22 protein-coding genes are annotated in these 23,464 nt (G+C 51.8%); 4 read left to right on the top strand and 18 right to left on the bottom strand.

Going from position 1 to position 23,464, the window contains the following annotated elements; translation table 11 throughout:
* Window positions 1-61: 61 nt before the first annotated feature.
* From P9J64_11360 to P9J64_11335, 6 genes are all read right to left on the bottom strand, one after another.
* The gene (locus P9J64_11360; protein MDG5468917.1) at window positions 62-1,222 is read right to left on the bottom strand and encodes an ABC transporter substrate-binding protein; all 1,161 of its coding nucleotides are present in this window, start codon (window positions 1,220-1,222) and stop codon (window positions 62-64) included.
* Window positions 1,223-1,405: 183 nt separating this feature from the next.
* Complete coding sequence (locus tag P9J64_11355) at window positions 1,406-3,571, bottom strand: exonuclease domain-containing protein (protein MDG5468916.1); 2,166 nt, start codon at window positions 3,569-3,571, stop codon at window positions 1,406-1,408.
* Window positions 3,572-3,705: 134 nt separating this feature from the next.
* Complete coding sequence (locus P9J64_11350) at window positions 3,706-4,722, bottom strand: glycosyltransferase (protein ID MDG5468915.1); 1,017 nt, start codon at window positions 4,720-4,722, stop codon at window positions 3,706-3,708.
* Complete coding sequence (locus P9J64_11345) at window positions 4,710-5,543, bottom strand: ChbG/HpnK family deacetylase (GenBank protein MDG5468914.1); 834 nt, start codon at window positions 5,541-5,543, stop codon at window positions 4,710-4,712. Before P9J64_11345 ends, P9J64_11350 begins: the two co-directional genes overlap by 13 nt.
* A 360-nt stretch (window positions 5,544-5,903) precedes the next feature.
* Entirely contained in the window at window positions 5,904-7,163 is a 1,260-nt protein-coding gene (locus P9J64_11340; GenBank protein MDG5468913.1) for a HAMP domain-containing sensor histidine kinase, read from the bottom strand.
* Window positions 7,153-7,836, bottom strand: coding sequence for a response regulator transcription factor (locus P9J64_11335; protein MDG5468912.1), 684 nt, complete (start codon window positions 7,834-7,836; stop codon window positions 7,153-7,155). The genes P9J64_11340 and P9J64_11335 overlap by 11 nt, the downstream gene beginning before the upstream one ends.
* A 325-nt stretch (window positions 7,837-8,161) precedes the next feature.
* On the opposite strand from P9J64_11335, the gene P9J64_11330 reads away from it, so the two are divergent.
* Entirely contained in the window at window positions 8,162-8,605 is a 444-nt protein-coding gene (locus tag P9J64_11330) for a single-stranded DNA-binding protein (protein ID MDG5468911.1), read from the top strand.
* A gap of 140 nt (window positions 8,606-8,745) precedes the next feature.
* Window positions 8,746-9,321, top strand: coding sequence for a HEAT repeat domain-containing protein (locus P9J64_11325; GenBank protein ID MDG5468910.1), 576 nt, complete (start codon window positions 8,746-8,748; stop codon window positions 9,319-9,321).
* A gap of 85 nt (window positions 9,322-9,406) precedes the next feature.
* Here P9J64_11325 and P9J64_11320 read toward each other — a convergent pair whose 3' ends face one another.
* Together P9J64_11320 and P9J64_11315 are read right to left on the bottom strand one after the other, a co-directional pair.
* Window positions 9,407-10,744 (bottom strand): HD domain-containing protein, encoded by a 1,338-nt coding sequence (locus P9J64_11320; protein ID MDG5468909.1) that lies wholly within the window; start codon window positions 10,742-10,744, stop codon window positions 9,407-9,409.
* Window positions 10,741-12,360, bottom strand: coding sequence for a HEAT repeat domain-containing protein (locus tag P9J64_11315; GenBank protein MDG5468908.1), 1,620 nt, complete (start codon window positions 12,358-12,360; stop codon window positions 10,741-10,743). The genes P9J64_11320 and P9J64_11315 overlap by 4 nt, the downstream gene beginning before the upstream one ends.
* 196 nt (window positions 12,361-12,556) lie before the next feature.
* Between P9J64_11315 and coaE the strand changes: the two genes are divergently transcribed.
* On the top strand, window positions 12,557-13,174 hold the full coding sequence (gene coaE, locus P9J64_11310; GenBank protein MDG5468907.1) for a dephospho-CoA kinase: 618 nt from the start codon (window positions 12,557-12,559) through the stop codon (window positions 13,172-13,174).
* Here the strand turns inward: coaE and P9J64_11305 are convergent.
* A complete protein-coding gene (locus P9J64_11305; GenBank protein ID MDG5468906.1) occupies window positions 13,132-13,896 on the bottom strand; it encodes an alpha/beta fold hydrolase in 765 nt (254 codons plus the stop codon). The genes coaE and P9J64_11305 overlap by 43 nt on opposite strands.
* Before the next feature lie 265 nt (window positions 13,897-14,161).
* A complete protein-coding gene (locus P9J64_11300; protein MDG5468905.1) occupies window positions 14,162-14,944 on the bottom strand; it encodes an IclR family transcriptional regulator in 783 nt (260 codons plus the stop codon).
* A 286-nt stretch (window positions 14,945-15,230) separates the two neighbouring features.
* Here P9J64_11300 and P9J64_11295 point away from each other — a divergent pair, with 286 nt between their 5' ends.
* Window positions 15,231-15,683: a universal stress protein gene (locus P9J64_11295; protein ID MDG5468904.1), complete on the top strand. Its 453-nt coding sequence runs from the start codon at window positions 15,231-15,233 to the stop codon at window positions 15,681-15,683.
* Between the two features lie 28 nt (window positions 15,684-15,711).
* On the opposite strand, the gene P9J64_11290 is transcribed toward P9J64_11295, so the two are convergent.
* The 8 genes from P9J64_11290 to P9J64_11255 all read right to left on the bottom strand — a co-directional run bounded on the left by P9J64_11290 (window position 15,712) and on the right by P9J64_11255 (window position 23,191).
* The gene (locus tag P9J64_11290) at window positions 15,712-16,533 is read right to left on the bottom strand and encodes a sugar phosphate isomerase/epimerase (GenBank protein ID MDG5468903.1); all 822 of its coding nucleotides are present in this window, start codon (window positions 16,531-16,533) and stop codon (window positions 15,712-15,714) included.
* Between the two features lie 109 nt (window positions 16,534-16,642).
* A complete protein-coding gene (locus P9J64_11285; GenBank protein ID MDG5468902.1) occupies window positions 16,643-18,163 on the bottom strand; it encodes a cation acetate symporter in 1,521 nt (506 codons plus the stop codon).
* A 13-nt stretch (window positions 18,164-18,176) separates the two neighbouring features.
* Window positions 18,177-18,506, bottom strand: a complete 330-nt coding sequence (locus tag P9J64_11280; protein MDG5468901.1) for a DUF4212 domain-containing protein — start codon at window positions 18,504-18,506, stop codon at window positions 18,177-18,179.
* 110 nt (window positions 18,507-18,616) lie between these two features.
* Window positions 18,617-19,807, bottom strand: coding sequence for a tRNA pseudouridine(13) synthase TruD (gene truD / locus P9J64_11275; GenBank protein MDG5468900.1), 1,191 nt, complete (start codon window positions 19,805-19,807; stop codon window positions 18,617-18,619).
* Complete coding sequence (gene trmB / locus P9J64_11270; protein MDG5468899.1) at window positions 19,800-20,501, bottom strand: tRNA (guanosine(46)-N7)-methyltransferase TrmB; 702 nt, start codon at window positions 20,499-20,501, stop codon at window positions 19,800-19,802. The genes truD and trmB overlap by 8 nt, the downstream gene beginning before the upstream one ends.
* Before the next feature lie 41 nt (window positions 20,502-20,542).
* Entirely contained in the window at window positions 20,543-20,863 is a 321-nt protein-coding gene (locus P9J64_11265; protein MDG5468898.1) for a c-type cytochrome, read from the bottom strand.
* Between the two features lie 193 nt (window positions 20,864-21,056).
* A complete protein-coding gene (locus tag P9J64_11260) occupies window positions 21,057-21,971 on the bottom strand; it encodes a hypothetical protein (GenBank protein MDG5468897.1) in 915 nt (304 codons plus the stop codon).
* Entirely contained in the window at window positions 21,968-23,191 is a 1,224-nt protein-coding gene (locus P9J64_11255; GenBank protein ID MDG5468896.1) for a hypothetical protein, read from the bottom strand. Before P9J64_11255 ends, P9J64_11260 begins: the two co-directional genes overlap by 4 nt.
* Window positions 23,192-23,464: the final 273 nt, after the last annotated feature.

Below are 23,464 nucleotides of genomic sequence, written 5' to 3'. Positions count from 1 at the left end.
ATAAAAAAGGACGAGGGCCCGCGGACCCCCGTCCTTTTTCCTGCTTAATGTGTTTAGCGTGTTATGGGCAAACAGACTCCTCGAAGACAAAGGTTCCCTCGTCAGAGACTTTAACGATAACAGCGCACTTGATCGGGTCGCCCTGCTCATTAAACTTGGATGAGCCGGTGACGCCGTCAAAAGACTTGATAGCAGCCAGTCCGTCACGGATGGCTTGGCGCATCTTGCGCGGGTTGGAGTCGACCATGCCGGCGTTCTTGATCCCTTCGAGCATCAGACCGATGGAATCCCAGGTCAGGGCGGCATAGTCAGCCGGCTCTGAGCCGTACTTTTCGGTGTAGCGATCGATGAAAACCTTGGTCGCACCCTTGGCGCCGGCTGCAGCGTAATGGGTTGAGAAGTACTGACCGTTGCACTGCTCGCCACAGAGTTTGACCAGGTCCGGGGTACCCCAGGCGTCGGAACCCATGAAGGGACCCTTGTAGCCGAGATCACGCGCCTGCGGGATGATCAGGGCGACCTGGTTGTAGTTTTCCGGAACAAAGATGAAATCAGGCTTGGCGGCGATAATGGTGGTCAGTTGGGCTGAGAAATCCTGATCCTTGGTGCCATTCGACTCGTAGGCGACGACCGGGCCGAGCCCCTTGGCTTCCCAGGCAGCTTTAAATACTTCTGCCAGGCCGACAGAATAGTCGTTGGCGACGTCGAAGAGCACTGCTGCGGTCTTGGCACCGAATTTCTTGGCCGCAAAGTCAGCAACGACTGGTCCCTGGAAGGGGTCGAGGAAGGCGGCGCGGAAAACCCAAGGACGGTCCAGCGTGGTATTCGGATTGGTCGACCAGGGACTGATCATCGGCACGCGGTTTTCGTTAGCGGTACCGCCGCCAGGGACTGCCTGCTTGGAAGAGTTGGGGCCGATAATCGCCACGACCTCTTCCTGCTCGATCAGTTTGAGGGCAGCGTTGACTGCCGAGTCGGCTTTAGATTCGTTGTCCATATAGATGAACTCAAGCATGTACTTCTTGCCGCCAACCTCAAGACCTCCGGCGCCGTTGATATCGGCAAGGTACATTTCAGCGGCGTTTTTGGAGCCTTCCCCAACTTCGGGGATGTCCCCGGTCATCGGGATGTTGAAGCCGATCTTGATGGTGTCGGCTGCAAAGGCGGGGGTCGCGAGCAAGGCGACCAGGGACAATACAACAAGTAGTTTCAGCTTTTTCATCTGTCTCCTCCACGGGTAAAAATGAGCAACAAATGTCATGTGCCACGGGATGTGGAACATCTACGGTAATTAATATCATTTGTCCTGTAAAACCAGATATTTAAGTACACCAGTACAACACCGTTTTGTCAAGTCTATTCGCTAGTTTTCTCGCGGCTTATGACTGCTAGATCGGTTTTGGACTCAATACTTGATTTTGGCAAAAGGCGATTGACTGGAAGCGATCAGTGCGTCTTCGAGGGTGTTAATTCCTTGAGCTTTCAGCAGGGGAATGAGTTTTAGAAGGATTTCTGCGGTGACCAGGGCATCGCCAAGTGCTGTGTGACGGCCCACTATGGTGAGGTTAAAACGTTCGGCAATCGCATCCAGGGAGTGTCCCTCCTGGTTCGGGTGAACGATCGATGACAGAAGCAGGGTGTCCAGGACGGGGTTGTCGAAATGCAGGCCGATGGCCTCTTCCTTGAGTTGTAGAAATCGCATATCAAAGGCAGCGTTGTGTGCGACTAACACCGAATCTATGGCAAAGGCGTGGAAGTCGGGGAGAACCTCGGTGATGATCGGCTGTGCCGACAGCAGTTCGGGGTCGATGCCGTGGATTTCGACAGAAGATTTTGGTACCGGTCGTTGCGGGTTGACCAATTGGTCGATACATTCATCGTGCAGCAACCGACCGTTGACAATACGCACGGCTCCAATCTGGATGATTTCATCACCCATGGAAGGGTTCAGCCCGGTTGTCTCGGTATCAAATGCGACGAATGCAAGTTTGCGCAAAGAGATCTTACCGAGAGTCTCCTGGCCGGGTTGGTGAAAGAGGTCGAACTCGTAGGAGACCGGGCGGGGCGACACTGATGATTGCAGGTCGGCAGTTTCCTCGGCCAGCGTAGTGGGTAGCGTCACCTTGATGCCGGTGCAGAAGATCGTGTCACTCTTGATAATGGAGACCTCTCCTTCGTGTGCGGAGATGATTGTTTGCGGAGAATCAGCGGCGCCGTCGCTGTCCATGAAGAGTGGTGATGTCTGCCAGTCATGGAGCGCTTGAGTGGGAACCGCTTGGTCCTGCCATTGCACTGTAAGGTTTGCCAGTGACCCTTGATCTTCATCGAGTTGCAGCTTGATTTTGCTCACCCCATATTCAGCATTCAGCAGGCCCGCAAGAGTGGTAAAGGCCTGAACTATGGCGTAACTGTCGAGCTTCATCCAGATGCTTTGATTGACATGCGTTTCCGTTTGGATGGAAAAACGTTCGTAAAGGTTTTTTGCGATCAATTTTAGCAGGGTGTCGGCAATCACATTCTCACGATTGCCATAAGCACGGTGGTGTTCACCGTAAAGTTTTCTGGCCAAAGCCAGGTGTTCTTCCAGGTCTTTGGTGACCCGCGTGATCGCCTCCCGGTGACGATTGCAGGCGTCCTCTCCCGTGCCAGGCATCTCGCAGATGCTGTTGATCCCCTTGTGCAACTTGCCGAGAGAGTTCTGCACTGCATCGATCATCCCTTGCAGAAGCAGGTCACGGTCACTGTCAGCATCGATTTCGCCGGTAATGTCCTCCAGGGAGAGTACAAACCCTGAGAGTTGATGACCTGATTCGCCATCATCGGTCACCGGTGCCATGTTGACGCGAATGAAACGGTCCCCGCAGAGCTTGGTCATCAGGCCGAGCGCAGGCTTTACCTGGTCTAAGGCAAACGCGTGGTTCATGACTTCCAGGGCATGTACCAAAGGATCTCTTTCCAGGCTACTGAAAATCGACCTTCCAAGGCCGATGGCTCCTCCTTGCTGAGTGCTATCGCTTCCTTGAAGCATCTCCTGTGCCCGGCGGTTGTAAAGCAGAATCTTGCCGTCTCTGTTGCAGACCACGACCCCGTAAGGCAGCTCTGACATCAGGGCGGCAAGACGATTGCGTTCTCGTTTGAGTGCTCGATTGGAATGGCTGATCTTGCTGTCAACCTCACTCTGCAGTTTTTGAAAGGCGTCGGCCGATTCGTTGATGATATTTGCCAGCATGATCATCTCTCGGGCGCCTTCAACGGAGATGCGGAAGTCGGGGTTGGCGGCAGTGATCAGGCGGGTCTGTTCGGCCATGCGCAGCACCGGTATGACGTAGTAGCGAAAGAGCAGGCTGACCATGGTGCAGATGAAGGCCACCAGGGCGATCGAGCCGACAAAGGGGAAGGGGATCAGTTTTTCAAAAAGGCTTTCAGCAACGGCTTGTTCTTCCGGCGCCAGGTTAAGGTAAGACGCCGCAACGCTGCCGAAGATCACGGTGAAGATCACGGTGACGATGCCGATTATGAAGATCCAGTATTTGACTGCGGGGGATAGGTTTTCGCCGAAATGTTTCCGCAAAGGGATCTCCTTCGAAAGTGAAATCTCAGTCGTTCGTGTAAATAGTATGCGATATAGGGGTGCGGGTTCAACTAGAGAAGTCTTTTTTGTCCCCTGCCTTTGTCAAAAAAGCCCTCTCTTGAACCTGACGATCTTTACTTCTCTCCACTCTGCACTGCTTGTTGAAGGAACCTCAGAAGGGCCGAGGCTTCGTTGTCCGGGTCGTAACGACCTGGCTCTGGAGAGGATAATTGTTGACGCCTTTTTCTGTTGAGCAGCTGTCTGCTGTAAACCACGAATTCCTCCTGGCTGGTATAGAGCAGCCCGTTGGTTTCGTGTTGTACGATCGCGACATTGCCGGGAATCTTGTGCGCCAGGATCGGAACACCAAGTGTTGCGGCCTCCAAAAGGCTGTTTGCGAGACCTTCGGTTTGAGAGTTGTTGACAACGACATCGGCCTCGCGCATGGCGCTTGCCATCGCTTGGGTGGGAATAGCGCCAAGGTAGTGAGCCCAAGGTCGTGCCTCAAGTGCTGACAGGAAACGTTGGCTGTACTCCTCTTCAATGATGGGCCCGCAGAAGGCAAGCAGGACGTCTGAACTGTGTGTGATGACCTGATCAAACAGTTCAAGTAGCTCCAAAGGCCCTTTCACAGCGCGCAGTCCCGCCGGGCAAAGGAAAAGTGTCGCATCTTTTGCGAGTTGATGCCTGTCGCGCAGGAGATATTCCTCCTTGCCCAAGCTGATCCCTGGTGGAAGCTCTCTCAGATTTACGCTGAGCTCAGGGTGACTTGAAGAGAAGGCTTTTGCAAGTAGTGGGTTCTGAAGCAGGACGAGTTCCGCTTGACGCAGAATCGTATTGATGACGTCTTGCTGCAACGGGTTCTCAAGGCCGTGATTAATGTCTGTGCCGGTAAGTAAGACTACCGTTGGCAGCCTGCGGTCGGCTGTCGCTTCCAGCCACGGCTTTCCGGTACGGTAGGCGTGTAGCAGGATGGTGACGTCGGGGGCAAAGGCCTGAATGCGTTCCAGAAAGCGCGGTTCCGGTCGCAGGCCGGTCTCCTCTAAGACAACCTGCTGGCCGTGAGCGCGCAGGCCTTGCTGAAAACGCGTGGCGGTCACCCAGTTGCCGCTGATACGATCCTGTTCTGGTACAACAATCAGGATGCGCATGATAAATCTCCAAAATGACACAACCGGATATGGCGGCGTGCAATGATCTGTTTCGCTTCCGGGGAGAGTAGAGCCAGAAGCTCAACTTCACGTTGAGGGCCATCAAAAGGATTGCCCGAGTCACAGCTGTAGCCAGGGTGAACCATGAGTTCCCAGAAGCCTTCAGGGATATTTTCAAGAACATGATAGAGCCTGGTCTGGTCGAGTTGATTGAGTAAAGGCATGCCCATGAGGCCGTCCGGTGCTAGTAGGCCCGCAGTCATTATGATCTCCTTGGCTTTATGACCAAGCTGACAGTAGAGGGCCAACTCCTTGCCCAGGGGGTCGCTCGGATCTTTAAGACTGATGTCTGCCGGCAAGGCTGAGCGCATGGCGGGGATACCGTATTCGCGAGCGAGCTCCGTGACCATTGTTGTCAGGCAAGGAAACAGCTGGCAGTGCTGGTGACCATCGAGGTGGTCTGGTTGTACACCTGCTTCAAGAATGCGCTGAACCTGGGCCTTGAGCTCTTTGCGGATCTCTTCAGGGTCAAAACAGTTGGCAGTCAACTGTCGCCGCAGTTCCTTTTTTCCTGGCAAGTTGCCGGAACTATCTGTGAGGCCTTTGATCGGTCCGGTCAGAGCTCTTCCGTCTGCGAGGTTCAGGTGGACTCCAACCGGAAGTTTAGAGTGCTTTACCTGTTTTATTGCCGTGTTGAAAGATGAGCCATTGGCCAGTATTGAGGCGCTGGTCACTATCCCTTTTTGCTGCGCTTCCAGGATGCCACGGTCGCGCAATGCGTTGCAGCCAAGGTCATCAGCATTGATAATCAAAGAAATCATGTTGTGAATATTAGTCCAGCTTGGCTTCTCGAGCAATTGTCTTGCTTCATATAACAATGAAAGTTTTGCCAGGACGCATTGGGTCGTCATCACTCAGAGGCAGTTGATGCGACAAGATGGGTCAGAAATGTTGTGGGAGGTGACAGACAAAAAAAGGGGGCCTTGTGTTCAATCAAAGCCCCGGAGGCAGCCTATCAGGAGGTTAGGAGGTGTTTTTGATGTTTTCTCTCTCAGAGTGGTAATGCCGCTTGAAGGGTTCATGAGCCTGATCAAGGGCTCTGAGAGTTGCAGCGTTGATTCGTACTTTAGAGGAGTGGGTGTGACGGGAGTGTTGAAAAAATGTGAAAAAAACGTGAAAAGTTATTTTTTGAGAGAAACGGTGAAGCAGGAGCCGGTCGGTTGGTTGTCGCTTATAGAAATATCCCAGCCTTCTCGTTGGCAGATACGCTGAACAAGTGACAAACCAAGACCGAGCCCTTTTCTGCTGTGTGATTCACCGCGGTAAAATGGCTTGAATACGGCTTGCTTCTCGGACTCCGAAATGCCACAGCCTGTATCGCTGACTGAAAACCCTTTCGCCTGAACGGTCAGGGTGACGCCCCCTGTTTGGGTGTGATGGATTGCATTAAATATCAGGTTGTTAAGAACCGTCCTCAGCAGGGGGGCGGGAAACAGACCGTCCAACCTTTCTTGACCTGACTCGCCTTCTTCCAGGGAGAAGGTGAGCCCTTTCTCTCCTGCTTGCTGTTGCCACTCGTGCAGGGCCCTGTGAATGACATTGGTCAGCGAAGCTGATTCCTGCTCGGTGTCTTTGCCACGGGCCAGGGTCAGAAAAGCGTCGACCAATTCCTGAATCTCCCTGGTCGCCTTGTTGATCGTATCAATGCGTTGGCGAGTGTAGTCATCAAGCTGATCTTTTGCGATGAGCAGTTCACAGGAACTTTTTATGACCATCAAGGGGGTGCGGAGCTCGTGGCTGACATCGCTGGTGAAGAGACTCTCCCGCAGTAGAGATTCCTGCAGCATGCCGATGGTTCTGTCGAAAGCTTGCGCCAGCCGGCCCACCTCATCATTTGTGTATCCGGAAGAAAGGGGCGGTGCATCAAGTAGGAGCTTCTCACGGTTATGGACCTGATCGGTTAGCCTTTTGACCGGGGCGATGATTCGCCTGATCATCATGATGCCGAGAATCAACGAGGCGATGACACTGAGGAAGAAACCTGCAATGACAGTGATTTGCAGGAGGTTTTCATGTTGCCCTGAATTCGTCTGCTCCCGGACAAGATAGAAAGGCCTTTCCTGTTCTTTGCGCATCAGGACATGAAAAGAGCTCTGTTCACTTTTCACCTCGTTGAAGCCAGGCTCCAGGTCCTGCAGGTAATAGGGCAGGCCTTCCGTGCCACTGTAGAACTGGGTCCCAAGGTCCAGGTCTGGTGTCTTTCCACGTTCGTAGTCGACCAGAATGTCCGGAAACTTTCGATTAAACTCAGCGGTGACGAGGTCTTCTTTAACAAGGTTGATCGCGGCCATGATACCGAAGCTGAAGAGCCCGCTGACCACTGTTGTCAGGAGAATGAAAGAAATCAAAATCCTTTGCGAAAGGGGCGATTTAAATTCCATCTGATTGAGCTTTCAGGCAATAGCCGATGCCATGCACTGTGTGCAGCAAGGGGGATTCAAAGGGTTTGTCGATGGTCTGGCGAAGGGTGTGGACGTGGCTGCGTAAGCTGTCGCTGCCCGGCAGGTCTTCTCCCCAAAGGAGCTCTTCAAGGGCCTCCCTCTTGACCACGTGAGGGCTTTTTTTCATTAATATTTCCAGTATTTTAAGGCCGATTGGGCTGAGCTTGAGGCTCGTCCCCTGGCGGGTTACTTCCAGGCTGTTCATGTCGTAGCTCAGGTCACCGATCGTTAACAGGTTTCTTTGGCTGGTCTGGCCGCGGCGTAAGATAGCTTCGACCCTGGCATGCAGCTCGGGCAATGAAAAAGGTTTGACCAGATAATCGTCAGCGCCGGCCTGAAAACCGGAGAGCTTGTCATCGACACTGTCTCTAGCCGTGAGCATAATGATCGGTGTGTCGACTCTGGCGTCCTGACGCAGTCTCTGGCAAAGGGTGATGCCATCCATGCCTGGCAGCATTAGGTCGAGGATGATCAAATCAAAGGATTGTGTCACCGCCAGGTGCATGCCACCCAGACCGTCGTAGGCGCAGTCGACAAAGTAGCCTTTTAGCTCCAGGAAGTCGGCGATGTTCTGAAGAATTTCTGGTTGATCCTCTATGATCAGTATGCGCATGTGGCTTGTCCTCAGGGCGGTCAGATGTTTATGCATTGCCATAAAAATCCTGAAGCATCTTAAACTGAGACAATTATAAGCTGTTTTGAAAGGGAATGGCAAAAAACCTTTCCTTCCCAGGGGGATTTTCCGGTCAGTTTTCTTGTTACGCTGTGAAAAAAATGTAGAGATGATTGGGTGTAAATTGTGGCGCGTTATGAAATGGGTCTCCTTCCTGTAACAGCTTGTCATTGTTTCGCTTTGCAGAGTGGTTTTAAGAGCTCTTTACAGTCCGCCCGGATTCGGCTAGACTGCTTTTTCACTCAAATGCAATGGAGGAGATTCTATGTCAGTCAACAAGGCCATTTTAGTCGGTAATCTAGGGAAAGATCCTGAACTTCGTTATACGCCGTCAGGCACGGCAGTCTGTACCTTCTCCCTGGCAACAACCGAACGTTTTAAAAACAAGCAGGGAGAGCAACAGGACAAAACCGAGTGGCACAATATCGTTGTCTGGGCTGGTCTTGCGGAAATTTGTGGTAAGTATCTGACCAAGGGCAAGCAGGTTTATATTGAAGGACGTATCCAAAACCGATCCTACGACGACCGCGATGGTAATAAGCGCTACATCTCCGAAATTGTGGCAAACGAAATGCAGATGCTCAGTCGTGCCGGAGACCAGGGCGGCGGTAGTGGAGGGGGCGGTGGTCGTCCGACCACTCCGGCGGAGAATTTTTCATCTGCTCCACAGGAACCACCTTTCAACCCCGATGATGATATTCCGTTCTAATTCGCAGCTCTGGAAGATGAACTCTTCGGGCAGGACTTTTCAGGTTCTGCCCGTTCTTGTTTCTGTCTGTTTTTCATGTTTGCGCCTCCAGTTAGTTTCTGGTAACTTTGAGGTCCTTGATTTTACCTGTGGGGAGTTATATGTCACTCGAGCAAAGACGCAACCTGCTCATTGAACTATTGAATGATTCCGAGGAAGACGTTCGCGTTGCTGCGGCCGCCGCCCTTGAATGCCTTGAATCGCTCCAGGACCTGCAGCAGATTATTCAGGAGCTCAAGTCAGACAAGCGTGGCCAGCGGGTCAAGGCGATTTTTGCCATGGAGAAGGTTAAGTCGACGGATATTTTCCCGCATCTGATTGGCTTGCTGAAAGACCCTGATGCCGATATCCGGGGTGCGGCAATCCAGGTCCTCGGTGCAAAAGCCCACCCTAAATCGCTCAGCAGTCTGGTCAAGCATCTCAAAGATCCTTCTCCCTCCGTTCGCGTTCATACTGCAGAAGCTCTTGGCCACTTTGATGATGTGCGCCTTGCTCCTTATCTTGTCTCCTTGCTGGCAGAAGATGATGAGCAGCTGGTAGCGAGTGCCGCGAGATCTCTTGGTTCTATCGGTTCTCCTGACAGCGTTGAACCACTGATGAAGTTGACCAGGGATAGTCGCGCGACAGTACGCGTTGCTGCTGTTGAGGCGTTAAGTGAATTGCCGCTGAAAGGCTAGTGCCGGCGACTGGAGGCTGGTTTGTGGGGGCTGGTTGAAAAATTAATAAAGGGCCGGAAGATGATTCTTCCGGTCCTTATCTGTTTTAGGAGTCAAAATCGAAGAAGTCTGTTACGTCGATGCCCTTTGTCTGTGGATCGACTTCGGCAATAATGCTTCTTGGCTGGTTTGGCCGTAATTGTATTCTGCGCGGTTCTTCGAGGAGTGCGCCCGCGGCGTTGAAGATGATTTTGATGTCGACCAGGCTGGTGTTTTTGGTGTCAACCTTGGTGACCAGACCGATTTCGTTGTTGTCAAGCCGGACAAGGCTGCCGACCGGGTAAGCACCGAGCGATTCAACAAAGGGCATGACAAAGTCAGGGTGTAATGAAGACCCGGAAATCTCTTTAAGCCGTGCAATGGCCCTACGGGGTGTGAAGGGCCGTTGGTAAGAACGTAGCGTGGTCATTGCGTCGTAGGCGTCGGCAATGGCCGCCATCTCAACCAGCGGTGAGGCGATGTTGTCGACGGCATTGGAAGGGTAACCAGACCGGTCGTAACGCAGATGATGGCCGAGGACAATCTGCATGACTTCCGGGGTAACATCCTCCATCTCCTTGATGATTTCTGCGCCGAAACCGGGGTGCTCTTTGATTGCGTCAAATTCGGCATCGGTCAGCCTTCCTGGCTTGGTGATAATGTCGACATCAATACGCAGCTTGCCAAGATCGTGCAACAGCCCGCCGAGGCCAAGGGTTTTAAGTTGCTCCTCGGTTAGATTGCAGGCTCTGCCGACGGCAAGGGCCAGTACCGAGACATTGACCGAATGGGTAAAGGTATAGTTGTCGTAATCTTTGAGCATCGACAAGGCCATCATGGCGTGAGGTTCTGTCATGGTTAACTGGGCCATGCTCTTGACGACGTTGATTGCTTCGTCAGAAGAAGGGATCTCGCCCATGCGTACATCCTGGAAAATCTGGTCAACGACCTTTAGCGCCTTACGATAGACCTTGCGTGGTTTCTGGTCGTCGTCATCATCTTCCGCAGCGACAGCGCGGATTTTTTTGACCCCTTGCGAAGCCAGGGCGTCAGCAAAATCCTGACCTTTGCCGCCTCCGGAATGGATCAGGTTCAACAACGACTGGATCTCAACGGCCGAGAGGCCTGCCATGAATTCAAAGCCTATCAGTTCGCGAGATTCAAGAAGCGTTGCAAGCTCGGTGGCCGCCGGGAATTCATCCATGAAGAGATGGTCTTCGACAAAAAGAGTCCCCTCCAAGAGTCCCATCCTGATTAACTTTTTGTGCTGTAATAAACCGAACAGGCCGTCTTGCAGGGACTCGACCTGTTTGGCTGTGGCGGGATGGTTGACAGCGTAGAGGCGTAGCCCTTTAATGGCCGCTGCCAGTACCTGTACGACCTGTTTTATTTCATCAACGTTCATGTGTTTGCCTTGTCCAGCTGCATGAGGGCCTGTGCTGCTGCCCGAGCGACAGTCGTGGCCTTGTCATTCGTCGCTTTTTCCAGAGCTGCACGTGTGCTCTCTTCTGCTATGTCACCGAGCGCTGCCGCCGCCGCAACACGTAGTTCATCGTTCAGCTGTTTGTGCAGCCAACGTCTTTTTGTGATGATCTTCAATAGCTCTGGTATGGCTGCGGGATCGCGAATCTCACCGAGAGCGCGAATGGTGTCTTTTTTGAGGTCAATGCCCCTTTGGCTCCAGCCCTTTTGTTTTAACATCGACAAAAGGGTTGGCGAAGCAACTGTCGCGCGCATGGCTCCGAGCGAAAGGATGGCCTGGCGACGCAGATCCTGATCGTCTGAGGCAGCGGTCTGCAGCAGGATATTAATGGCGCGTTTGCCGCCAATTCTGGTCAGGGCGCGAATGGTCTCCCTGCGGACGCGGATGTCATCATGTTGCAACAGCAGGGTGAGTTCAGCCAACGAGTCCTGGCTGCGAATGTCGCCGAGGAGAGCGACGGCATTACGCACCACGAACCAGCGATCATCGCTGAGATATTCATTGATGAAAGGCAGCGAGACCGGGCCGCTGCGCACCAGGACCTCGTGCAGTATCTTGCGTTTTGTTGCGGAGCTCTCGCCAGACAGAATTTCTAGCAGGCGTTTTGTGATTTTACTGCCCATGAAGGCCAGTATCTGAATGAGGGTGTTGCGGGTTTTCTTCTCGGTCTTTTCTTCAGTCAGGTATGCAACCAGGTAATCGGTTGTTGTGTCGGTGGATAGTTGACCAAGACACAGTCGGGCATTTTGTCTGCGCTCCTCGGAATATTGTTTAGCTGTAGCGCTCCGGCATAAAAGGAGAAAAGCCCGCATGACCAGTGGACGCTGTTCGTCGTTCAGTTGAAGCCTCAGCAGAGAAACCAGTTCCTGCAGGGCCTTCTGAAAACGGGCGTCATTGTTTTCCTGCTCCATCCTGGCCAGAAGTGTCTCCAGGGCCAGGGCGTCAGACTGGGCTTGAACTTCATCCACGTCCTCTCCACCAGCGAGTACTGCGGCGGGGTCGAACTCCGGGTCTTCCGGGAGCGACTCAATCTCTTCCCGACGCTCCAGAATATCATCCAGATCGCGGATGTTGGTCCAGATCGTAGTCAGTCGGGCTTTTTCAAGAATCGCCTGGATGCCGCCCTGCTTTTGGAGTGTTTGAGGGTCGAGCAGCAGGTAGTGGACAAAGTGATGCAGGTCACTACTATTGAGATCGGCCAAAAAAGTCAGGTGCTGAATTCTTCGGGCGAAGCAGAATGTTGCAAGTTGAGTAATGACCTGGTTGCCTTTGGCGACCGGGCTGTCATCAAAAAGAAAGCCCTCTTTGCGGATTGTCACGGAAAGGTGGTTGCCTCCACCAAGGATCGGTTCAAAGCTACGCAGACTCTCCTTTGCCGCGGCCTGTAAGGCCGGGTGCTTCGCAGGGTAGTACCTGACGGATTTGATCTGTTTGACCACACCGGTGAGGGCGGTCGCGATCAGGTTGTGGAGTTCGCTGCCATTTTGCATCTTCAGGGTTCCGGTATCTATCCTGCAGGCTGGTTGAGTGAGGGTCACAAAACTTCAGTGCATTCTAAATGATTTTAATCGCTTTGACCAGTCCCGAGGCTATTGTTGCCGACACTTTCTTCTCCTGGTGTTTCACGAGTGTGTCTCATTGATTTTTTTTGCAAAGTCCTGTCGAGAAATGTCATGATATCTCGTCTCTACTCAAGAATGATTATTCCATACAGCTTTGAGGAAAGGTCGCATCATGATTCTCGGTCTCACCGGTGGGATTGCTTCGGGGAAAAGCTTCGTTGCTGATTTGTTTGTTGAGTGCGGTGCTAGCCTGGTGAGTGCTGATCTCCTCGCCAGGGAAGTTGTAAATCAAGGCAGCCCGACGTTGGCCAAATTGGTGGATGCCTTTGGGGTGGAGATTCTGACAGCAGGGGGAAGTCTGAACCGTGAGGTGATGGCGCAAAAAGTTTTTTCCGATCCCTTAGCCAGGCATCGACTTGATCTCATTACTCATCCTGCAATTGCCCATCTTGCTGAATGTCGCTTGATGGCGTTGAAAAATTCACCCCATGATCTGATCGTCTACGAGGCTCCACTTTTGTTTGAAGCTGGCGCCGAGAGCCGGGTTGACCAGATTCTGGTTGTGGTGATTGATCCTGCTTTACAGGTGGAACGTCTCTTGACGAGGGATGAAATAAGCGAAGCGGAGGCCAAGCAGAGGATTGCTGCCCAATGGCCGCAGGCAGATAAGGTGCAGAAAGCAGACTTCGTGATAGACAACTCAGGTTCGTTAGAACAAACACGTCATGCGGTGACTTCTCTGTATCACTATCTTGTCGAGACGGTGGGCTCCGGTCCTTCGAGGCCCTGAATAAACTCGATTGCTTGGGTAAACATCTCTACGCGATATGGATTCTCCTCACGGGTTAACACATGAGGGACGTCGGTGCCGTAACACCGGTAGTCTTTAATCTCACTCGCCATCCTGTCTATCAATTCACGACCGCTTTCAATGTCGACAGTTTGATCCCCTTCACCGTTGAATGCCAGTACCGGGCAGGTTATAAGTTGCAGCTGGCTACGGACTCTTTTAATCAGTCGGTTGATCTGGTGGATGCCGGCGACCGGCCTGCGCCGATAGTAGTGCTTCTGCGAATTGTCTGCTTCTGCTTTTACCTGATAGGGACGAAACCATTTTAACAATCCGGCATAAGGCGCCAGCCAGTGTTGGATCCGCAGGTAGGGAGAGAAGAGAACCAGACCGCTCATCGGGTTTGTTCTTGCCGCCGCCAAGAGTAATAGACAGCCTGTACTCATGCCTATACCGTAAATTGATGAATAGTCTTTGCGGAGGATGGTGTAGCCCACCTGAACAGCATCGTACCAGTCTTCCCAACGTTTTTTGGCAAGGTCTTCCGGTGAAGTGCCGTGGCCTGGCAAGCGAATGGCGAGACTGGCAATGCCGGCAATGGCCAACTCTTCACCAATCAGGCGCATTTCCCAAGGCGTACCTGTAAAACCATGGACCAGCAGTGCCGCACTAGTCGCTCCCGGTGGCCGAAGCATGAAGGGGAGGTCGTTCGGTTCAGACACCCCTTCCTCTTGCGCGAGTTGACGCAGGGTCTGACAATCTTGATTCGTCTCGGAATGATCGAACGGGTCTGTTCCCACTGTCGCTTAATGCCTTTTAAGTGTCTTGATTTATTAGTAAATGTCCATTCTCATCATAGCATTTAAGGTGTGCGTGTCAATCTTGTTCCCTGTTTGCTGATGAGGCTTGTATGGGCGGATACTTTATACAGAAAAGGCCCTGCACTTATCGAATGCAGGGCCTTTGGCATTGAGTTTTGAGAACCTTTTACTTGTGATAACCGAGCCGGGTCGAAAGCTCTTCGGAAGCCTCCAGCACCAGTGGTACCAACTCCTTCTTGATGCGTTCTTCACCGAGGCGCATGTTCGGCCCGGAGATGCTGATCGAGCCGACGATCCGCCGGGTGTAGTCACGAATTGGTGCAGCAACACAGTGTACGCCGAGGTCGAGTTCTTCATTGTCGATAGCGTAGCCCTGCTCAGCAACCTCAACTAGTTCTTTTTTGAGTTGCGTACGGTTCTTGATGGTTGTGTCGGTATAGACCTGAAAGTCTTCCGTTGGCAGGATCTCGTTGATCTCATCATCGGACATGTGGGACAGATAGACTTTGCCTGCTGCGGTACAGTAGGCCGGCAGGCGCGATCCGACCCGGGAGACGACGCGAACCGTCATGTCTGTTTCTACCATGTCGAGGTAGACGACATGGCCTTCCTTGAAAATAGCGACATAGCAGGTTTCGTTACATTCGGACACCATTTTCTCAAGGATCGGTTTAGCCTGACGTAACAGACCCATCTGCTTGATGAAAGTTTGCCCGAGCTCCAGAGCCTTGAGCCCGAGGCGGTAATTTTCGGTCGCCTTGTTCTGCTCAATGTAACCGCGGGACTCGAGTGTGGCCAAGAGGCGGAAAACGTTATTTTTGTGCAGCTTTAAACGTTTGCTGAGCTCGGTAACGCCAAGCTCATCGACTTCGTCATGAAACTGCTCCAGTAAGTCCAGGGCATGGGAAACTGCCTGGATGATATATTCGGACTTTTCTTTCCTGGCCATTTTTTGAAAATCCTTGATGGGTGATGAGTTAGATGGTGCAAATTTTATGCAAACATATTTTCTAACGAAACAGCCTTAAGCTGTCAAGGTAGAATGGAAATTATTGTGATAAATGGTTGAGAAAAAAAACACTTAGGGGCCATGGTTTTTTACCTCTTAGATGATTTTAAAATAGTGTTTTATAGAAGTCAAACAGATAAGTCTTTTTTGTCAAATCTGTGTGACAGTTGACACAGTATAGGCCGACAGGTAAATTCAGCTTAATGAAATCGTGGGAGGGCTCGGCATGTTGAAACTCAGCAAGAAAATTATCGTTGCAATTGATGGTTCCCCGCAGTCGGACAAGGCCGCTGAAGAAGCTGTACGGCTGGCTTCTATCTCGGGGGCAAAGATTAAAAGCAACCTTTATGCTGTGCTGGTTCTTCCAAACATGAAAACACCATCATTTACCGATTTTTTCCCTGATAAACCCGCAACCGAAATGCCCGGCTGGCAGGAAAAGCGCGACCGTCTCTTCTATGTTGTTGAAAAGGTGGCTGCAGAAGCAGGCGTCGACCTTGAATCGATGGTTATGTATGGAGACCCCGCCGAAGAATTGATGATGCTGGCCGAGGAGAAGAACTGCGATGTAATCGTGGTGGGTTCATCCGGCAAAGGCCGCATGAAACGGACACTTCTTGGCAGTGTTTCAACGAAAATATCACTTCACGCACACTGTTCAGTGTATATCGTTCGCTAAATTTGACGGCGGGCGGAAGCCTGGTTGTCTAACTTGGTCCTGCAACCTTCCCCAGTCTGGTGGATGAGTGCCTGGTTTCCTGGCACAAGTAATCAAAAACTTCAATCAGGGTTTCCTTGATGAGCTCAAGGTCTTTCGGGAATTCGTGGGGGGAGAGCTCCAGCACCAGCGCGTGATCGTAGCGGGTTTCTCTCAAGTGATTGAGGAAACGGGTCAAGGGCAGGGCTCCGTGTCCTGGTATAAGGTGCTCACGACCATTGCCGTAGTCGGAGAAATGTATGTTGCGCATACGACCAGAATCATAGAATTGATGGAAATCGCCGAGAAAATCGGTATGCATGGAACCGCAGTGGGCAGTGTCAAATGTCAGGTACAGGTTCCTGTCTTCCATAAAACGGACCATGTTGTCTATTTTTGAAAGCAGGTACGGGTTGATCTTGAATTGTGGCAGGCAGGGCATGTTCTCTATGGTTACAAGAACACCGTCCTGGCCGATTTCAGACTGAAAATTCTTGATTTTTTTCAGCCATCTCCAGAATTTAAATTCGAAAAACAGCCAGTTGGGCGGGTGAAAATTGATCAGAGGGACACCGGCATTCAACGCCAGGTCCGCACATATTTTTAACTGGTCAATCTTGTTCCCCCAACCATCAATCTCAAAAAAGGGGGCGTGGATGGAAAGAACGGGAAGAATGCTTTGCAGGTCACGCAGGTGGTCGAGGTGTTTTGATCCTGAGAAGTCGTGGTTTACGATGACTTCCATACCATCAAAACCGACATCCCTGGCCATTTCAAAGACCTGGGTCGGTGGTAAAGTGTAGAGGCTTCCTGCGGATAAGATCAACTTCATTTTATAGAATCGTTGGCGTCACAATAAAACGACATTTTAGTTTTTCGGCACATTACAGCAAGCTTGGTGCTGAGGTCAATGCTGCACGATGTTGTTGCAGGGGCCTCTTCTAGGGGCTGTGAACCTTTTCTACCAGGAACCGTCTCAAGTGTTCAGGTGGTGGCGGAGTCAGGCGTGAGACGATAATCATTGTCAGAATAACGACAGGTGCGCCAACGAGGGCCGATGAGGTTGGCGGCAGAATTGTGCGGAGCATCGGTATCAGGTTGCCAAGCAGAATCGGTGCAAAGGTTATAATCGTACCAACCGTCATGCCGGCAATAGCTCCGTACTTGTTGGCTCTGTCCCACCAGATACCAAGCAGGAAAACAGGAAAGAGGGTGTTCCCGGCCAGGGCAAAAGCCACGGCGGTAATCTGGGCGATCAGGCCGGGAGGATTGACGGCAATCACCAACACCAGGAGTGCCAGAGCCAGGGTTGCTCCTTTGGCGACAATCAGCAGGTGACTTTCGGTGGCTTTGGGGTTGATCAGTCGATAATAGATATCGTAAGAGATTGCGCCGGCGCCGGTAACCAGCAGCCCGGTTATGGTGCTGATGGCTGCAAGGACGCCACCGATTGCCAGTACGCTGACGAAAATTTCATTCAGGCCAACCCACTCTGCGGTCTTGATGACAATAATGTCGGCAAGAGCCTGAGATTCAGCTGGAGTCAGAATCGTTCCCGAGTTGGTCAACCAGGTTCTTGCAAAGGCGCCAAATGCCGGTGCACTCCAGTAGAGAAGACCGATAAAGAAGAGCCCCCAGACGACACCCCAGCGGGCATCCCGGTTGTTTGGAACCGTGTAGAAGCGTGACAGGACATGGGGTAGCCCGGCAGTGCCGACCATCAGTGTGAAACAGAGGGCAATCCACTCGTAAGGTGATCCGAAGGTCCAGGGGAACAGGTAGGCATTGGAAGCCTGCTCAGGCAGATCACGCAGGGCTCTGCCGTAACTGAACTGTGGTACCAGCCAATTGTAGCCAAGCTTTTTAGCGATCAGCATCAGAGGTACGACGAAAGAGATGATTAACACCAGATAGTGCATCTGTGGATTGCGAGCGGCTTTCAACCCTCCAGCAACCACCAGGTAGACAAAGGTTATGAGGGTGCCGAAAACCAGAGCCTGAGTATAGTCAATGCCGAACATCCAGGCGAAAACCATGCCGATTCCCTTGTATTGGGCAACGCAGTAAATCAGGGAAATGACGATGGCAATGACTGCAGAAAAGACACGGGCTACTGAAGAATCATAACGGGCTTCGACAAAGTCAGGCGCAGTATATTTGCCGAAACGACGAATCTGGCTGCCCATCAGAACCAGCAGCAGGACGTAGCCGCCAGTCCAGCCCAGGATGTAGGCGAAGGCAAAATAGCCGTTGAGGAAAAAAACGCCCGCAATGCCGAGGAAAGATGCGGCACTCATCCAGTTAGAGGCGATGGCTGCGCCGATGCTGGCATGGCCAATTGATCTCACCTGCACGCCGTAGCCACCCCTGTCATGGCGTCGGCTCAAAAGGCCCACGATAAGAGAAACGATGAGCACCCCGCAAAGCAGGAAAAAAGGAGTATATTTAATCGATTGTTCCATAATCGCCATTCCCCTAACGCCGTCTTCGGTAGCTTGAACTCAGCCAGTCAATCAGAACATTGAAGATAAAACAGAGAAAGATAAACCAGAGGATCAGAAATTGACCGCTGAACCAGAAGTACGCGGGGATGCCGAAGATATAGGGAGCCTCGGCAAGAGTACTGGTTGGGTCTGTGTGAACGAACGCCAGGTGAATCGGCATGCCGAAGGTCATAATGGCCCAGGCGGCCAGGGTGACCCAGATAATCGTCACCTCTTTACGCATGAAGCCGGGTCGAGGGCGGAAAAAGTTAATGCGGAGATCTTCCCTTTTAGGGGAGTCTTGTTCGTTCGTTTGCGACATGCCTTGAGCTCCTCTACGAATTAAGCGGCAAATGAGCAACTGCAACGAAAAATCGAAGTGTTGTTTAAACTGTTTTTAATGCAAAGGGTTTGCCAATTCAAGGCAAAACCTCATGTTTTCATAATCTCACTGAGGACGGTCGTCGCGAAGCTGCCTTTCGGTAATGAAAAGGTCACCAGCAGCGAGTCTTTTTCACGAATACATTCCGGGGCCTGAATCGGTACCCGCAACGGCCGCCGTTCCCCTTCCATTGCCAGACCACCCGATAGACGGAACGCCTCAAGGTTGAGCTGCTCTTTGTCGAGCAGGCCTTGCTCAAGCAGGCCGGCCTGGCCTTTGGCAAGCTTGCTCTTGTAGCCGAATAGGGGGGCTGTGGGGCTGATCTCGAAGCTGTCAGCGCGCGGTTGCTCCAACTCAGGGTCAGTGACCAGAAAACAGGCGCCGTTAACATGTTTGTAGGCCAGATCTCCGGGCCAGAGGCGCTCCAGGGAAGCCATGCGCATGTCGACCAAGCGATCAAAGAGGCAAGATTGGTACGCAGAAAGGTAGAGTCGGAGCAGCTTTCTTGGCATAGCAAGGACCGCCTTGCGAGCACTCTTGCCTTCCTGAAGCATCTCCAGCAGACGGCGCTCCGGTCTGCAATGGCGAGGTAATTTCTCTACGGCAGTCTTCAAGTCACCTGCGTGAAAGGCTTCAACCGCTTGCTTCCAACCCTCATGGTTAATCTCTTTCGTGTCGCCGATGATTTCTCGAAGAGCGGCTTTAAAGTCGTTGCGCAGGATGGCCTTGCCAATACGGTGGGAGTTGCCCAGAGAGCCATAGCGTTGTTCGCCAAAACGATTGGGTACACCGATATCCTGCAGGACGCCAAGAATCGTCTCCGCGCGAGACAAACCTTCCTGGTCGGGTTGGTGAATGCGGATCTGGAAGCGATTCCCCGCCAGGTGGCCGGGACGCAGCTTATTGCCATGCAGGCGCGCTGAGAGGATCGTTACCCCCGGGATCTCCAGTTCTTTGACGTCTTCCGGTTTGCGTAATGGCACGGAGACCGTTTGCCGGGTAATCGCCCTGGCATCTTTGAGCCCGGCATAGCCGAGATCGCGTTCATTGCACTTAAGGGCGCTCGCAAGTTCCCGGAGCAAATCGTAGGTGGTCAATCCGCTCTTTTCTACACGGATGAAAAGATGGTCGCCTTCTCCACAGGGTTCGTAAAGGGGGATCTCCTCAACCTGGAAGTCTTCTGGCCTTTGGCGGATGATCCCTCCCGTTCCTGGCAGTTGAGTCGTAAGATACTCAGTCATTTCCGACCTTTTGCCAGTCAAAACGAAAACCTCGCCGTACCGGAGGGGATGACAGGAGATGGCGAGGCACGCCTGCATCACGTTTGTAGTGCAGGTAGTAGATCTGTTGACCTTTATCGAGGAACCTCTGCATGTATTTGGAGATCGGGTAGTCGGCCAAGCAGTGCGTCCACTCGTCTTGCAGCATATTGCGATAGCCGTTCAGGTCACGAATCTGCTCTGCGACGCTCTCCGCATAGTTGTCGAAATCGGTGCTGAAAAAGAAATCTCCTCCCGGTTCCAGATGCTGAGCCAGGTTGAGGAGAAAATCACGGTTGACCAGTCGTCTGCTCCAGTGGCGTTTTTTGGGCCAGGGATCCGGGCAGTTGATATAGACCGCAGAGAGGCTCTCAGGTTGCAGACCTTTGTCCAGCAGCCAGCGGGCTTCAACGCGCATGACACGAACGTTCTGCACGCCGGCTTCGTCAATCTTCTTACAGGTTTTAAGGCACCCTTTATTGTAGATATCAATAGCGAGGAAGTTTGTCCCGGGCTGTTTGCGAGCACGCTCAAGCACGAAATGGCCTGTGCCGCAGCCTATTTCCAGTGCCAAAGGATGATCGTTGCCGAAAATGGACGGCAGGTCCAGTGGCTGGTCGGGGGTTCTGCCGGCAATAAAGTTTGCTGAGGTGATCGGGATGATACGTTGCGTCATTTATCTTTTCCAGTTAGCGAAATGTTGACCGCCTTAAAGCTTTAAGGCTTTGGTTGTATGAAATTGACCAGAACGTCAATCTCATGTTCTGAGAGGTGACTGAAATCCGGAATCTTGTCATTGCCGTGTTTTCGCTCCGGGTTGACAAGTTGGGAGCGTACTTGAGCACGTGTCAGTTTGTCGCGCATTGCTTCGAAGCTGCCTGCGGTGACACCGCCATTGCCGTCCAATGTATGACAGGCCTTGCAGCCCTGGGCGTTGATCAGTTTATGAGCCTCTGTCTCGCTATCTGCGTAGGCAAAAGGAGATAATATAGCGTTCAGAATGATAGCGATTGCGACGACCGGGAGCTTAGGGGGCATGATGACCTCTTGAATTTCGTCCAACATAATATTAACGGCCGCGGGTGGGCATGAGTGCCCTTGGACAGCATAACGAAAATTGTGCGCTGCGCCAAGCGGTGATAACACAGGAGGGGAAAACTTGAAATCCTTATCGCGGAAATATTTGTGCCCTGGCGCGATGAGTCTTTGACAGTATTGGGCCGAGGCTTTGTCAAGACACTGAGGTGCCTTTACTCGAAGTAACCTCAGGTTCCATGATCTCCTTGAACCATAAGATCAGGTCCAGAATGGCAAAGGTCGTCATCTGCACAGTGTACCTGGTGGGCGCGTACAGGGGGGGCTTGCTCGGAACATGGGTTCCGTGGTCGCTGCCAATGGAATGAACCAGTCCCGAAGCGACTTCAATGATCTTGCCATGCTCGATCAGGTGCATGACCTTGAAGTGGCGGATAACATGTTTGAACAGTGACCCGCCTCCGATTCCAGCGCCGGGGGGGATATATTTCGGATCCTTTCGGTATAGAGCCAGGTAGATCCCTTCCTGCAACCTCCGTAGGCGGGCCAGGTTGTCTGCAATAACCACGGGGTCAGAACTGTCCATGAGCTTCAGGCAGGCAATCAACTCCTGCTCTTCACTGCTACCCAGAAACTGCTTTTCGAAAACCTCAAAAACTTCCGGGTACTGAGACGCCATACGGACATTCTCGAGTTTTTCACTTTCCTTGCAGAAGAAGGCAAACATCCGGTCCTGATCCTCGCCACCTTTGAGGTAGACCGAAAGGGTTCCTTCGTAGAGAGGTTTCAGCGTTTTGAAGTGGCCGGGCTCTGCGGTCAGGATGGCTTTAGGCAGGCTCGGGGCTTTTCGGTCGAAAACTTCCTTGGCTCTGACAAGGAAACTTTCATCGGCAACTTTTTGCTCTTTCTTTTTCAGGCAGATGACGTCGAGAATAATTCCGGCAAAGGCTTTTCCCCCCCTTTCATCCATAATCTCGATCGCTTCTTCCAGACTCATGGCATGATCCAGGATGATGCGATAAGGGTTTGCATCTCGCTGCAACTCCTCAACGAAGCTCTTGTCATCATCGATAATCAGCACCCTCAAAGGTCTGGGAAGTTTCTTGTTCAATGCACGCCTCCTTTTGGCAGGATGATCCGGAAGTGAACGTTGTAGTCAGGATTGTCGAGAATCTCAAAGGTTCCGTGATGAGCCTTGATCATTTTTCCAACATAGGCCATACCAAGCCCTCCGCCGGGGCTGTCCACGCTTTTTACCCCATATGAAAGCAGGTTGTTCTGGTTCATCTCCTCTGGCAATGGATCACCATTGTTTAAATAATCGACAATGATCCCGCCTCTTTTTTTTCTGATGACAAACTTGATGATATGCTGAAAACTCGGGTTGGTAAAGCCGTGCACTAGCGCATTGCGGATCAGGTTGTTCATAGACTCGACAAAGGAGTGTTTGTGGAGGACTGCCTTACATGTGGATTCCGTCTCTAACTCGATATGAAGATTTCCTTTTTCCTTGGCGAACAGGGGGATGATCTGTTCACGAAAAAGCTCCTCAAGATCAACTTTCTGGAAGTCATCTGTATTGATCTCTTCGGTAATAAGATCTCTGATGTTGATGATCTCTTCGTTGACCTGATTTAAAGCTCCCTGGGCTTTCTGAATAGCATCTGTAACAGTTTCGTCGGTCTGGCCCTCGTAGAATTGTTTCTGTAGCGGCGATTGATCAAGATTTTCCCTGTGAATAAAATCCTTAAGGTGACTCAAGACCGATTGGGCGGAGCTGAGCTTGGGCTTGATATTGTGAGCCATGTGGCTGACAACTTGAAATTCGGCATCCTTCTTTTCGGCGTCTATTTTGAGAATGCTCTTGCGCTCTGTGCAATAAAGATCGATGACACTTGCAACGAAAAACGGGATGCCGAAAGCTATCAGATAGTGGACCAGTCGTAATGCAAAAAGAAGAGACTTGTCATTGATATCAGCGCCTTGATTTACTGTGACAAAGGAGCGAAACCACTTGGAAACGAACAGGGACGTATCGAGTGCGTTTTCGGTGAAATACCGGGCAGAAATATTGATGAACAGGATAAGGAAGAAATAGAAGATAAGCTTTGGCGAAGGCATTCTGAACAGGCTGATCCCCCTGATCACACCGATCGCCATGACCATGAGCAACTGCACAAGACCAAGAATAATTATTTGATAAGTGCCCAGAGACTTCTGAAGGCCAACTACTGAAAAAACCAGACAGAAAAGCAAGGTGACAATCAGGACCTTGCTGTCCTCGTCGAAATTTCTTCTGCGGCGGCTTCTGTTCCGTTTGATTAATGACATGGTGATTGGATTGAAGAGTCAATCCCCCCGAGAATGAACAGTGAATCAATAAAGAGACAAAACTATCTAATTTGACTATATATTACCCTATTCCTGACAGCATTCAACAATCGTCCGAGGCTCTTTGTGCTCACGCTGACCGGGAAAGGGCAGGCTGACAGGCTCTTGATTTTCTCTGACCGTCTTATAGACTCCGTTGTGCACTGGGAGATTGCCGACTCATTGACGGTGAATAAGCTGAACGCTCCTCTTTGCAAGCAGAGGGAAAGAGCT

The organism is Deltaproteobacteria bacterium IMCC39524 (assembly GCA_029667085.1).
Taxonomy (GTDB): Bacteria; Desulfobacterota; Desulfuromonadia; order Desulfuromonadales; family BM103; genus M0040.
Note: the sequence above shows the minus strand (reverse complement) of the source record. Positions and strands in the feature narration are given on the sequence as shown.